Source organism: Stutzerimonas stutzeri KOS6, assembly GCF_000307775.2.
GTDB lineage: Bacteria > Pseudomonadota > Gammaproteobacteria > Pseudomonadales > Pseudomonadaceae > Stutzerimonas > Stutzerimonas stutzeri_B.
In genome coordinates this window covers 1,770,831-1,784,088 of record NZ_KK020676.1, presented here as the reverse complement: position 1 = coordinate 1,784,088, position 13,258 = coordinate 1,770,831, and the positions used below count along the sequence as shown (strand labels likewise).

General features: G+C 63.6%; 12 protein-coding genes. 8 read left to right on the top strand and 4 right to left on the bottom strand.

Going from position 1 to position 13,258, the window contains the following annotated elements:
• Positions 1 to 27 precede the first annotated feature (27 nt).
• Positions 28 to 1,308 carry a 4-aminobutyrate--2-oxoglutarate transaminase gene (gabT, locus tag B597_RS36280; RefSeq protein ID WP_024162104.1) on the bottom strand — a complete coding sequence of 427 codons (1,281 nt, stop codon included), beginning with the start codon at positions 1,306 to 1,308 and terminating at the stop codon, positions 28 to 30.
• Between the two features lie 467 nt (positions 1,309 to 1,775).
• On the opposite strand from gabT, the gene B597_RS36275 reads away from it, so the two are divergent.
• Positions 1,776 to 2,795 (top strand): alpha/beta hydrolase family protein, encoded by a 1,020-nt coding sequence (locus B597_RS36275; protein ID WP_003296709.1) that lies wholly within the window; start codon positions 1,776 to 1,778, stop codon positions 2,793 to 2,795.
• A gap of 7 nt (positions 2,796 to 2,802) precedes the next feature.
• Here the strand turns inward: B597_RS36275 and B597_RS36270 are convergent, their stop codons facing one another.
• From B597_RS36270 to B597_RS36260, 3 genes are read right to left on the bottom strand one after another with little or no spacing between them, the layout of a single operon-like run.
• The gene (locus B597_RS36270; protein WP_003296711.1) at positions 2,803 to 3,570 is read right to left on the bottom strand and encodes a DnaJ domain-containing protein; all 768 of its coding nucleotides are present in this window, start codon (positions 3,568 to 3,570) and stop codon (positions 2,803 to 2,805) included.
• A 1-nt stretch (position 3,571) separates the two neighbouring features.
• The gene (gene murU, locus B597_RS36265) at positions 3,572 to 4,243 is read right to left on the bottom strand and encodes an N-acetylmuramate alpha-1-phosphate uridylyltransferase MurU (protein WP_003296713.1); all 672 of its coding nucleotides are present in this window, start codon (positions 4,241 to 4,243) and stop codon (positions 3,572 to 3,574) included.
• Positions 4,240 to 5,259, bottom strand: a complete 1,020-nt coding sequence (locus tag B597_RS36260; RefSeq protein WP_003296714.1) for an aminoglycoside phosphotransferase family protein — start codon at positions 5,257 to 5,259, stop codon at positions 4,240 to 4,242. Before B597_RS36260 ends, murU begins: the two co-directional genes overlap by 4 nt.
• Positions 5,260 to 5,388: 129 nt before the next feature.
• Here B597_RS36260 and B597_RS36255 point away from each other — a divergent pair, with 129 nt between their 5' ends.
• From B597_RS36255 to glpE, 7 genes are all read left to right on the top strand, one after another.
• Positions 5,389 to 8,199, top strand: coding sequence for an LPS-assembly protein LptD (locus tag B597_RS36255; RefSeq protein WP_024162103.1), 2,811 nt, complete (start codon positions 5,389 to 5,391; stop codon positions 8,197 to 8,199).
• Complete coding sequence (locus B597_RS36250; RefSeq protein WP_003296717.1) at positions 8,180 to 9,487, top strand: peptidylprolyl isomerase; 1,308 nt, start codon at positions 8,180 to 8,182, stop codon at positions 9,485 to 9,487. Before B597_RS36255 ends, B597_RS36250 begins: the two co-directional genes overlap by 20 nt.
• Before the next feature lie 182 nt (positions 9,488 to 9,669).
• Positions 9,670 to 10,662 (top strand): 4-hydroxythreonine-4-phosphate dehydrogenase PdxA, encoded by a 993-nt coding sequence (pdxA, locus tag B597_RS36245; protein WP_003296718.1) that lies wholly within the window; start codon positions 9,670 to 9,672, stop codon positions 10,660 to 10,662.
• A 122-nt stretch (positions 10,663 to 10,784) separates the two neighbouring features.
• The gene (rsmA, locus tag B597_RS36240; protein ID WP_003296720.1) at positions 10,785 to 11,579 is read left to right on the top strand and encodes a 16S rRNA (adenine(1518)-N(6)/adenine(1519)-N(6))-dimethyltransferase RsmA; all 795 of its coding nucleotides are present in this window, start codon (positions 10,785 to 10,787) and stop codon (positions 11,577 to 11,579) included.
• A gap of 35 nt (positions 11,580 to 11,614) precedes the next feature.
• Complete coding sequence (gene apaG / locus B597_RS36235; protein WP_003296721.1) at positions 11,615 to 11,998, top strand: Co2+/Mg2+ efflux protein ApaG; 384 nt, start codon at positions 11,615 to 11,617, stop codon at positions 11,996 to 11,998.
• On the top strand, positions 11,995 to 12,804 hold the full coding sequence (locus tag B597_RS36230; protein ID WP_003296722.1) for a symmetrical bis(5'-nucleosyl)-tetraphosphatase: 810 nt from the start codon (positions 11,995 to 11,997) through the stop codon (positions 12,802 to 12,804). Before apaG ends, B597_RS36230 begins: the two co-directional genes overlap by 4 nt.
• Positions 12,805 to 12,812: 8 nt before the next feature.
• Positions 12,813 to 13,142, top strand: a complete 330-nt coding sequence (gene glpE, locus B597_RS36225) for a thiosulfate sulfurtransferase GlpE (RefSeq protein ID WP_003296724.1) — start codon at positions 12,813 to 12,815, stop codon at positions 13,140 to 13,142.
• Positions 13,143 to 13,258 lie beyond the last annotated feature (116 nt).

Genomic DNA, 13,258 nt, shown 5'->3' with positions numbered 1-13,258 from the left:
TTCGGATAGCGGCGCGCCGCGGTCCGATCAGGCCAGCTCGTCGAAGCACTCGCCGATGATGGCCAGACCGCGATCGAGCAACTCGTCCTCGACGGTCAGCGGCACCAGCACGCGCAGCACGTTGTAGTAGGTGCCACAGGACAGCAGGATCAGCCCCTTCTCGCGCGCCCGGGCGACGATCTGGGAGGTGAGCGCGGCGGCCGGTCGCGCATGGTCGCCATCTTCGAACAGCTCGATGGCGATCATCGCGCCGAGGCCGCGCACCTCTCCGATTTCCTTGTGCGTGGCCTGGATTGCCCTGAGACCGGTGGTGAGCTTTTCGGCCACCGCCTTGCAGCGATCGAGCAGCTTCTCCTCCTCGAAGATTTCCATGACCGCCAGCGCCGCCGCACAGGACAGCGGGTTGCCGGCGTAGGTGCCGCCCAGGCCGCCTGGGGCGATGGCGTCCATGATCTCGGCCTTGCCGCACACTCCGGCAATCGGGAAGCCGCCGCCGACCGACTTGGCGAAGGTGGTCAGATCGGCTACCACGCCCATCTGCTCCATGGCGAAGAAGGTGCCGGTACGCCCGGCGCCGGTCTGCACTTCGTCGGCGATCAAGAGGATGCCGTGCTGGTCGCACAGCGTGCGCAGACGGGCCATGAAGTCCTTCGGCGCGACGTTGAAGCCGCCTTCGCCCTGCACCGGCTCGATGATGATCGCGGCGATGTCACGTGGCTCGGCATCGTTCTTGAAGATGCGCTCGATACTGGCGATCGACTCGTCGACGCTGACGCCATGGATCGCACAGGGATACTGCGCGCGAAAGATCCCGCCCGGCATCAGGCCCATGCCCGCGGAATAGGGCGCAACCTTGCCGGTCAGGCCGAGGGTCATCATGGTGCGGCCGTGATAGGCACCCGTGAAGGCAATCACCCCGGCGCGACCGGTAGCCGCACGGGCGATCTTCACCGCGTTTTCCACGGTTTCGGAGCCGGTGGTGACCAGCAGCGTCTTCTTGGCGAAATCACCCGGCACCCGTGCATTGATCTTTTCGCACAGCTCGACGTAAGGCTCGTAAGCCAGTACCTGGAAGCAGGTATGGGTCAGCTTGTGCAACTGCTCTTCGACTGCCTTGACGATTTTCGGGTGCAGGTGGCCGGTATTCAGCACAGCGATGCCGCCGGCGAAATCGATGTACTCGCGCCCTTCGACATCGACCACGCTGCTGTTCTTCGCGTGGTCGGCGAAAATCGGATGGATCTGACCGACGCCACGGGGAACAGCCGCGACACGACGTTGCATCAGGGATTCGTTGGTCTTGCTCATAAGCTCCTCGGTAGCCGCTCATCGTCGGCACGGGTCGGAAAGAACGCCAGGAAGCGAGCGCGGCAGCATACGATGATCGACTGCCGCGACATCCGGAGCGCTCGGATAACAGTAAAACTCCGTGCATTATTTTGCACGCTGGTTTTTAACCGCCTGAGCGGATTCCGAACACAGGCCCACACCCGGCACCTGGAAGCTCTTGGCGGCGGCCCTGACGCAGGCAGATGCGCGCCCCCCCCTGGACGATATGACGCGAAGCAGCGACGGCCATCTGCAGATGCCTGCATGGATACCGTCGCAGCCATCGCGACGATCCGATCGGTTATTCCTGCATGGCGGACGCGGCAAGGCAAAAGACGGCATTGGTCAAAGCGCACTCAGGCAATTGATGGGCGTGCCGACATGTTGCTGTAATGCAAACCCTGCCAGCACCAGCGCGGCACCAGTTCCAATACAGGAGACATTCCATGCGTCGCGGGCCTGCTTTCGTGCTTCTGTTCGGCATCACGCTTGGCTGTGGCTTGCCGCATATCGCAGCAGCGCAGGAACCGGAAGCCGTCGCGCAAACACCCGTAGACGAGCCCAAGCCGATATCGCGACCGGCACCGCAAACGCGCAGCGAGGCGCTGGCCGCAGGCCTGCAACGGCAACTCGATGCCGCAGCACAGGTCCAGCTCGGCACCGACGATACCTTTCTCGCACTGTGGCAGCCGGCCAATGTCGGTCAGCCACGCGGCGTGCTGGTCATCGTGCCGAGCGAGGGCGAAACCGCTGACTGGCCGCGCGTGGTGGGCCCGATTCGGCGTAGCCTGGCCGAGCATGGCTGGCACACCCTCAGCCTGACACCTGTTGATCCGGCCCTGAGCCCGGGCCCGCGCCCGCCGGCGCCGGAGACGCCGGCAGCGACCGCAACGCCCGATTCGGAAGCACAGGCTGGCAGCACCGACGAGCAGCCACCTGCCGAACCCGACTCGGCGGGCTATCTGCCCGAACAGACGGCTTCGGCGGGCAGCGAGTCGACGGAGCCGCCGTCGCAAGCACAGCAGCAGACAGCGCAACCGACCCATGCCGAACGTATGCAGGGGCGCCTCGATGCCGCCATCGAGCATGCCCGCGGCCTCCAGGCACCGGCAATCGTTCTGCTCGGCCACGGCACGGGCGCCTATTGGGCCAGCCGCTATCTGGCGCAACTCAAGCCGAAGGACGTTGGTCAGTTGATCCTGATCGATCCGCGCCCCCCATTGCAGTCCGACTCGCCCCTCGAGTCGTATCTCGCGGCGCTGCCGGTGGGCATAGGCGACTTCTATACAAACTCTCGCCCTGGTGCACAGCAGCAGGCATTGCAGCGGCGCAACGCAGCGCAACGCGGGGGTCATCCTGACTATCGTCAGGTGGCGCTGCCGCCCCTGGCGACTGGCCGCTACGGTGAGCAGGAACAACTGGTGCGCCGCATCAGGGGCTGGCTGGACCGAAAGACCGCCCAGTAAGGACAAATCAGCGAAAACCGCGGCGCTCGCGAATCAATGCGTAGGCACTGTGCAGCTCGCGAGTACGCTCGGTGGCTTCGCGAACCTGCGCCACGCTCGCACCGGCACCGGCCTGCTTGTCGGGATGATGCTTGCTCAGCAGGCGCCGGTAGGCACGCTTGACCTGCTGTGGGTCGCTGTCGTGACGCACGCCCAGCAACTGCAGCGCCTGCTCATAGGCACCGCCTCGCCCGGCAGGCGCCTCCTTGCGACGGGTCGCCCCTGGGTCGAGTGCCGCAACAGCCGCAGCATCCCATCCCAACCATTTGCCCCAGAGCAATACCAGCTCGTGCTCGCGGGCGCCCATGCCTCCCTGCGCACGAGCCATGCGCCAGCACGCCTGGAGCAGGCGGCGACTGTCCTCGCGCTGTCCGCGCAGGCGCTGCAAGGGAATCCGCAGGCCATCGCCGCTGGCCTTGCCACGGTTGAAAGCGGCAATGGCCACCCGCTGCGCTGCCGCGTCGAGCCCCTGGCGGCGCATCTCGTCGCGCGCCGCCTGAATGTGCGCGGGACTGACACGCCCGCCACTCTTGGCCAGACGGCCGAGCAGCAAGAACAGCAACTCGTTGCCGTGCAAGGCAGGCTTGCCGGCCAGGCGCTCACGCAGACTGGCCCAGGAGTCCAGACCCAGCCGGCGATCCAGCACCTGGCCCAGCAGACCGCCAAGCAGCGCTCCCGGAATGCTGGCCAGCAGCCAACCGATCAACAGTCCCGACAGGGTGATGGGCCAGAACATGTCAGCGCCGCGCCTCCAGGATTCGTTCCACTTCGGCCAGACGCTCATGCGTACCGACATCCACCCAGGTGCCGGCAAAGCGCTCGCCGCTCGCCAGCTGGTCTGCCATGGCACGACGCAACAACGGCGCAAGCTTGAAGGCACCGGCCTGGCAGCCCTCGAACAGCGCGGGATGCAGTACCGAAATACCGGCGAAGGTCAGCGCCTCGCCGCCGCTCCCGGGCTCCGAGACGGCGGTTCCGGCCAAGCTGAAGTCGCCCCCGGGGTTATGCGCAGGGTTATCCACCAGTACCAGATGCGCAAGTCCGCCCAATGGCCGGCGCAGCCGCGCGAAATCATAGTCGGTCCAGATATCGCCGTTCACCACCAGGAAAGCATCCTCGCCCAGCAGGTCCAGCGCCTGGTGAATACCGCCGCCGGTTTCCAGCGGCTCAGCTTCGGCCGAATAACGAATCAGCACGCCGAACCGACTGCCATCGCCCAGATAGTCCTCGATCTGCTGGCCAAGCCAGGCATGATTGATCACCAGTTCGTCGAACCCGGCGGCGGCCAGCGCACGAACGTGGTACTCGATCAGCGGCACGCCGGCGGCGCGAACCAGCGGCTTGGGTGTATGCAGCGTCAGCGGGCGCAGCCGCTCGCCCTTGCCCGCGGCCAGGATCATGGCCTTCATGCTTGCGCTGTCCGCGGCAGCTCGCCGATCAGCTGCTGCAGTTCGGCCAGCTCCGGCCGCCGCGCCAGCACGGCCTCGATATAGGCGAAGAATCGCGGCACATCCGCCAGGTAGCGCGGCTTGCCGTCGCGATGGCAGATACGCGCGAAGATGCCGATCACCTTCAAGTGCCGTTGCACGCCCATCAGGTCGCTGGCACGCAGAAAGTCATCGAGCGTTTCGGGTAGCGCGACGCCGGCAGTACGCGCCTTGTGCCAATAGCCTTCCAGCCAGGCCCGCACCTGCGGCTCGGGCCAGCTGAGAAAGGCATCCTTGAACAGCGAGGTGATGTCATAGCTGACAGGGCCGAGCACCGCATCCTGAAAATCCAGCACGCCGGGATTGGGCTCGCTGATCATAAGGTTGCGCGGCATGTAGTCGCGATGCACCAGCACCCGTGGCTGCGCCAGCGCCGAGTCGATGAGTTGCCGGCAGATGCGCTCCCAGGCCGCCTGCTGCTTCTCGCTGAAGGCATGGCCCAGATGGCGCTGCACATACCATTCGGGAAACAATTGCAGCTCGCGACGCAGCAGGGCCTCGTCATAAGCAGGCATCGGCTGCGTAACCGGATGCAGCTGGAACTTCAGCAAGGCCTCAACTGCATCATCGAACAGCTGCTCGGCATTGCTCTGATCGATTACATCGAGGTAGGTCTGGCGCCCCAGATCGGTCAGCACCAGAAAGCCGCGCTCGAGATCGGCGGCCAGCACCTGCGGCACATGCACCCCGGCGTCAGCCAGCATCCGCGCAATCTTGACGAAGGGGCGGCAGTCCTCCTGCGGCGGCGGCGCATCCATCACGATCAGGCTGCGTTCGCCGGCTTGCCAACGAAAATAGCGGCGAAAGCTGGCATCACTGCTGGCAGCGGTGAGCTCCGCGGCCGGCGCCTCCCCCCAGCCGCAACGGGCAAAGAGTTCCGGTAGTTGCTGGTCCAGCCAGGCGCTGAGGTCCAGCAGGCGTTGATCTTGATGCGGCATCCAGGGGGTCTCCACGGCGCTAGCCGATAGGCGGGTCATGCTTTATTATCCTGCATCTTTCTCAGCCCATCGAGAGGCGTGCGGCCCAGCCGGCCGATGGCTCGCCGCAAGCACGGACCAAAAAACAAGATGGCAGTCAAATACCCCGCGTTTCGTAAAAAATTCCCCCTACTGGTTACTGGCGGTCTGCTTGCATTGCAACCGGTAGCTGTTCCTTTCGTCTTTGCCGCCGAACAGTTTGCCTGCCAGCCCGACGCTTCCGGCGGTTGGAGTTGCGCTTCCAATGCGGCCAGCTCCGCTCTACCGCCGCGCCCTGTGCACAGTGGCAGCGCCGTGACCACGCCGGGCACCTCGAAGTCGATGACCGCCAAGGCGCAAGAGCCGACCGCGAGCACCAGGCTGGTTACCGAGAGCAAGGGCCGCGCGCTCGCCTCGCGCAGCGCCGACTACAGTCACCTGGACTGGGTCCCGCGCGATCAGCTGACCCCGGCCCAGCTCGCCGAAACCGGACCTTACTGTGCCGGCACCTATGTCGAGCCCGATCGTCCCGGCAAGTTCGACACCACGCCGATGAGCGAAGCGCCGACCTATGTATCGGCCAAGGCCACCCGCTACGAGCAGGAACAGGAAATCGCCACCCTCGCCGGCGACGTGCTGCTGCGTCAGGGCAGCATTCAGGTAGAGGCAGACGAAGCCAGCCTGCACCAGCTGGAGAATCGTGGCGAACTGACCGGCAACGTTCGCTTCCGTGACCGCGACGCACTGCTGGTGGGCGACCGCGCCGAGATTTTCCTCGACAGCGGTGAAGCCAAGGTAGAGAACGCCGAGTACGTCATGCACTCCGGCAAGGTCCGCGGCAGCGCGCAGTACGCCAAGCGCGAAGAGACCGCGGTCATCCGCCTGAAGGACGGCACCTACACCAGTTGCGAACCCGGCGAGAACAGCTGGCACCTGAAGGGCAACAACGTCACGCTCAATCCAGCCACCGGCTTCGGTTCGGCGACCAACGTCACGCTGCGGGTCAAGGATATTCCGGTGTTCTACACCCCCTATATCCACTTCCCCATCGACGACCGTCGCCAGTCGGGCTTCCTCGCACCGAGCATCGGCTCTTCGAGCGACAACGGTCTCTCCTTGCAGACGCCGTACTACTTCAACCTGGCGCCGAATTTCGACGCGACGCTGTATCCGCACCTGATGACCGACCGCGGACTGCTGATGGAAGGCGAATTCCGCTACCTGACGCGCGGCAGCGAAGGGCAGTTCGGGGCGGCTTACCTGGATGACAGCAACGACGATCGCAAGCAGCAGTCCGAATACGAAGACCAGCGCTGGATGTACAGCTGGCAGAACCGCACCGGCCTGGACTCGCGCTGGCTGGCCGAGGTGGATTACACCGATATCAGCGACCCGTACTACTTCCAGGACCTGGATACCAACCTCGGCATCGACCAGCCTGACCATCTCGATCAGCGCGGCACGCTCAGCTATCGCGGCGACAGCTACACGGCACGCCTGAACGTGCATGCCTACGAGCGCGCCACCGTCGCCGACATCACGCCTTATGAGCGACTGCCGCAGCTGACCCTGGACGGACGCCTGCCCTTCCAGCCGGGCGGGCTGAATTTCGCCTACAAGACCGAATTCGTCAGCTTCCAGCGCAGCCTGCGCAGCGGCAACTTCATTAATGAGAACGGGGGCGTAGAAACTTGGTACGACGAGAACCTAAAAGGCCTCAGCCGCGCTGAAGGCGAGCGAGCACACGTAGAGCCTGGTGTCAGTCTGCCAATGGATTGGAGCTGGGGCTTCATCAAGCCTTCGCTTAAGTTCTTGTACACCTATTACAACCTCGATATTGATCAGCAAGGAGAAAACTCACTCTTCCTAGAGCAACAATTCGAGAAGACTCAGGATCGGCAGGTTCCGATATTCAGCGTAGACAGCGGCCTGTACTTCGACCGCGATACGCAATGGTTTGGCGACAGCTACCGTCAGACGCTCGAGCCAAGGCTGTTTTACCTTTACGTCCCAGAAAAAGATCAAACCGACATTCCGATTTTCGATACCGGCGAGAGCGCTTTTAGTTATTCCTCGCTGTGGCGGGAGAACCGTTTCTCCGGCAAGGATCGCATAGGCGACGCGAACCAAGTCTCGCTCGGCGTCACTAGTCGCTGGGTCGAGCCCAATGGCTTCGAGCGTCAGCGTTTCAGTATCGGCCAAGCGGTCTACTTTAAAGACCGCAAAGTAACGATGCCTGATAGCTACAACGGCCAAGCCGATAGAACGCCTTTAAATCAACGAGCAGACTACACGTCCGGTGTTTCTCCCTATGCACTGGATTATATGTATCGCTACAACCGCGATTGGCGTTTCACGTCGACCTTTAACTGGGACCCCGACACGCATCGAACCCGATCCGGTAGTGCCATGTGGCATTACCAGCCGGCCGACAACCCTGGCAAAGTCGTCAACATTGGCTATCGCTATCGCAACGACACCATGCGTTTCGACCAGGCGACTGGCGAATGGAGATATGGCGGCGATTACGGCAATGAATTGCTTTCGAATGGTGATCCGAATCCGAACTACATCAAGGACTACTACAAGATCAACCAGCATGACTTCTCCGTCATCTGGCCGATCGTCCCGCAATGGAGCGTCATCGCCCGCTGGCAGCATGACTACAGCCGCAGCCGCACGCTGGAAGCCTTCGGTGGCTTCGAGTACGACAGTTGCTGCTGGAAGCTGCGCCTGATCAATCGCTACTGGATCGACTACGACGAGACCAGCCTCAACCCTGATCGCAACGACGAGCCGGATAACGGCATCTTCCTGCAGATCGTGCTCAAAGGGCTGGGCGGTGTCGTCGGCAATGCGACCGAAACTTTCCTCGACGAAGGCATCCAAGGCTACCGTGAACGTGAAGATCAAGCTTTCTGAAGTACTGCGCCCGCTCGCGCTCGGCGCACTGCTGCTGAGCGGTGCGAGCCTCGCGCCTGTGGCGCTCGCCCAGGTTCAACCACTGGACCGCGTGGTGGCGATCGTCGACAACGACGTCATCATGCAGAGCCAGCTCGAGCAACGGATTCGTGAAGTTCAGCAGACCATCGACAAGCGCGGCGCCGATGCACCACCGATGGACGTACTGCAGCAGCAGGTACTGGAGCGCCTGATCACCGAAAACCTGCAATTGCAGATCGGTGAGCGCTCCGGCATCCGCATCTCCGATGAAGAGCTCAATCAGGCCATGGGCACCATCGCCCAGCGCAACAACATGTCGCTCGAACAGTTTCGCGACGCATTGTCACGAGACGGCTTGAGCCTGGAGAGCGCCCGCGAGCAGATCCGCCGCGAGATGATCATCAGCCGCGTGCGCCAGCGTCGGGTGGCCGAACGCATCCAGGTATCCAACCAGGAGGTGCAGAACTTCCTGGCCTCCGACCTCGGCAAGCTGCAGCTGTCCGAAGAGTATCACCTGGCCAATATCCTGATCCCGGTTCCGGAAGCTGCCGACTCGGCCACCATCCAGGCCGCCGAACGCACCGCCATGGATACCTATCAGCAGCTTCAGCAGGGCGCTGACTTCGCGCGCCTGGCCGTTTCCCGCTCAGCCAGCGAAAACGCCCTGGAAGGCGGCGATATGGGCTGGCGCAAGGCGGCCCAGCTGCCCCCACCCTTCGATACCGCCGTACGCGGGATGTCGGTCGGCGAAGTGACCCAGCCGGTCCGCACGCCGCCAGGCTTCATCATGCTCAAGGTGCTGGACAAGCGTGGCGGCGAGACACAGGTGCGCGACGAGGTGCATGTCCGCCACATCCTGATCAAGCCCAGCGCGATCCGCAGCGAAGAAGAAGCCCGCCTGCTGGTACAGCGCCTGCGCGACCGCATCAGCGCAGGCGAGGACTTCGCCGAACTGGCCAGGAGCTTCTCCGAGGACCCCGGCTCGGCGCTCAATGGCGGCGATCTGAACTGGATCGATCCCGCCTCGCTGGTGCCCGAGTTCCGCGAGGTCATGGCGAACACCGCGAGTGGCGAACTGTCGCAGGTATTCAAGTCGCCCTACGGCTGGCACATTCTCGAAGTGCTTGGCCGCCGCGCCACCGATGCCAGCGAGGAGTTCCGCGAGCAACAGGCAATGAGCCTGCTACGCAACCGCAAGTACGATGAGGAACTGCAGGCCTGGCTGCGCCAGATCCGCGATGAAGCCTACGTCGAGACCAAGCTCTAAGCTGGAGAAAAGCGTAGGGTGGATGTCGCTTTTTACATCCACCGCAACTCCGCTCGGTGGATCGATGAAGCGCGATCCACCCCTACGAAGCTGCAAGCCAGGATGCGGGGTGACGACCGAAGGGTCGCCACCCCGTTTTCATTTCAGGCGGACAACCGCCGCACTCAATGCCGAGAACCGCGATGACTGCTTTCCGCCCCTTCGTTCTCACCCCCGGCGAGCCAGCCGGCATCGGCCCGGATCTGTGCCTGCTGCTGGCACGCCAGGCACAGCCGCGAGTACTGGTGGCGATTGCCAGCCACGCGCTGCTGAAGGAGCGCGCCGCGCAACTGGGGCTGGCCATCGAACTGCTGGATGTCGGCCCGCATTGCTGGCCAGGCAAACCGGCTCCGGCCAACAGCCTGTACGTCTGGGACACCGCGCTCGACGCACCGGTGACGGCAGGCCAGCTCGATGCGCGCAACGGCCGCTATGTACTGGAGACGCTGACCCGCGCCGGACGCGGCTGCCTGGATGGCAGCTTCGCCGGCATGATCACCGCACCGGTGCACAAGGGCGTGATCAACGAAGCCGGCATACCCTTCTCCGGGCACACCGAGTTTCTCGCTGAACTGACCCATACCGAGCAGGTCGTGATGATGCTCGCCACACGGGGCCTGCGCGTGGCACTGGTAACCACCCACCTGCCACTCAAGGACGTCGCAGCAGCCATCACAGCCGAGCGCCTCGAGCGGGTCACGCGCATCCTGCACGCCGATCTGAAAAACAAGTTCGCTATTGCCCGACCGCGCATACTGGTCTGCGGGCTGAATCCTCATGCCGGCGAAGGCGGCCATCTGGGCCGCGAGGAAATCGAGATCATCGAGCCAACGCTTGCCCGTCTGCGCGACGAGGGCCTCGACCTGATCGGCCCATTGCCTGCCGATACGCTGTTCACGCCGAAGCACCTGGAGCACTGCGATGCCGTGCTGGCGATGTACCACGACCAGGGGCTGCCGGTGCTCAAGTACAAGGGCTTCGGTGCCGCCGTCAACGTCACGCTCGGCTTGCCGATCGTTCGCACCTCGGTGGATCACGGCACGGCGCTGGATCTGGCGGGCAGCGGCAATATCGATACCGGCAGCCTGCAGGTGGCACTGGAAACCGCCTATCAGATGGCCGACGCGCGCAGCTAGTGGCCGCAGCCGGGCGGGATATGGGCGCAACCGATCTTCTTGCCGCCCTCGCCTGCTAAAATACGCGCCTTATTCGCTTTCAGCTTCGAGCTTCAGGCTTCAAGCTGCTCCCTGGAGCCCCGATGTCCGACTATCAACACCGCGCACGCAAGCGCTTTGGCCAGAACTTCCTGCACGACGCCGGCGTCATCCACCGCATCCTGCGGGCGATTCATGCCAAGCCGGGCGAACGTCTCGTCGAGATCGGCCCAGGCCAGGGCGCACTGACCGAAGGACTGCTCGATAGCGGCGCGCACCTCGATGTCGTCGAGCTCGATCTGGATCTGATCCCCATCCTCCAGAGTAAATTCGCCGGGCGCGAAAACTTCGATCTGAACCAGGGCGACGCGCTGAAGTTCGACTTCAGTCGCCTCAGCGACGTCCCGAACAGCCTGCGCATCGTCGGCAACCTGCCTTACAACATTTCCACGCCGTTGATCTTTCACCTGCTCGACCACGCGCATTTGATCCGCGACATGCATTTCATGCTGCAGAAGGAAGTGGTCGAGCGCCTGGCAGCGACGCCGGGCGGTGGCGACTGGGGACGGCTGTCGATCATGGTGCAGTATCACTGCCGGGTGGAGCACTTGTTCAACGTCGGCCCAGGCGCATTCAACCCCGCGCCCAAGGTCGATTCGGCGATCGTACGCCTGGTGCCGCACGAGACGTTGCCGCATCCGGCACGTGATCACCGTCAGCTGGAGCGCGTCGTGCGCGAGGCCTTCAACCAGCGGCGCAAGACCTTGCGCAACACCCTCAAGGGCCTGCTGGATGCCGAAGCCATAGCCGCGGCGGATGTCGACGGCAGCCTGCGTCCCGAACAACTGGACCTGGCGGCCTTCGTTCGCCTTTCCGATCAACTGACAGAACGCAGCTAGGGCTTTTGCCTGCCTGCCTTCACCAGCGAGCCCCCATGTCCGACGATAACCGCTACCGCATCGACGTCAGCGTCACGCCCCGCTATCTGGCCGCGCAGTCCGAGCCGGAACAAAACCGCTATGCCTTTGCCTACACCGTTACCATCGAGAACAAAGGCGAGGTGGCAGCCCGGCTGCTGTCGCGGCACTGGATCATCACCGACGGCGACGGCCGCGTGCAGGAAGTGCGCGGCGCCGGAGTCATCGGCGAGCAACCGCTGATCGCGCCTGGCGAACACCACGTCTACACCAGCGGAACGCTGTTTCCGACCTGTGTCGGCAGCATGCAGGGCAGTTATCAGATGCTGGCCGAAGACGGCCACAGCTTCGATGCGGTGATTGCACCGTTCCGCCTGGCCGTACCCGGAGCATTGCATTGACGACCTATGCTGTCGGCGACCTGCAAGGTTGCCTCGAACCGCTGACATGCCTGCTGAAGCGCGTCGACTTCAGCCCCTCGCGCGATTGCCTGTGGCTGGCCGGTGACCTGGTCAACCGCGGCCCGCAATCGCTGGAGGCGCTGCGTTTCGTGCGTGACCTCGAAGCCTCCGCGATCACCGTGCTGGGCAACCATGACCTGCATCTGCTTGCGGTAGCGCACAACATCGAACGCATGCGCAAATCCGATACGCTGCAGTCGATCCTGGATGCTCCGGACCGCTCGGACCTGATCGACTGGCTGCGCAAGCAGAAGCTCATTCACTACGATGCCGGGCGCCACACCGCCATGGTGCATGCCGGTATTCCGCCACAATGGTCACTGGATAAGGCGCTCAAGCGTGCCGCCGAAGTCGAGCAGGCGCTGCAGGACGACGCCCTGCTGCTGCCCTTTCTCGATGGCATGTACGGCAATCAGCCGGCGAAATGGAACAAGGAACTGCACGGGATACCGCGGCTGCGCCTGATCACCAACTATTTCACGCGCATGCGTTTCTGCAAGGCCGACGGCACGCTCGACCTGGAAGCCAAGGAAGGCGTGGACAGCGCACCAGCCGGCTACGCGCCCTGGTTCAGCCACGCCAGTCGCAAGACCCGTAACGTCAAGCTGATCTTCGGCCACTGGGCCGCGCTGGAAGGCCAGTGCGACGAGCCGAACGTCTTCGCACTGGACACCGGCTGCGTCTGGGGCAACGCCATGACACTGATGAACCTCGACAGCGGTGAAATGCATCGCTGCGAATGCTAGGAGCCCGCATGACCGACTTCAAACGCATCCCACCGGAACAGGCCCAGGCCATGCGCAGTGCCGGCGCGGTGATCGTCGATATCCGTGACCCGCACAGCTATGCCAGCGGCCACATCAGCGGCTCGCTGCATCTGGACAATCATTCACTACCCGACTTCATCGCGGCCGCCGATCTCGACCATCCGCTGATCGTGACCTGCTATCACGGCCACTCCAGCCAGAGCGCTGCCGCCTACCTGGTCAATCAGGGGTTCTCCGACGTCTACAGCCTCGACGGCGGTTTCGAGCTCTGGCGCCACACCTATCCCGCCGAGGTCGAGCGCGAAGAGCAAGCGTAAAAAATTATTTCTCCCCAACCTCCCGCCATCCGTGGGCTAGGCGCTGCCAGCAGCCGAGCGACAGCGCCGAAAGTCCCTCCCGCCCCTTGATCTTGCCGAATCCGAACTATCCTTCA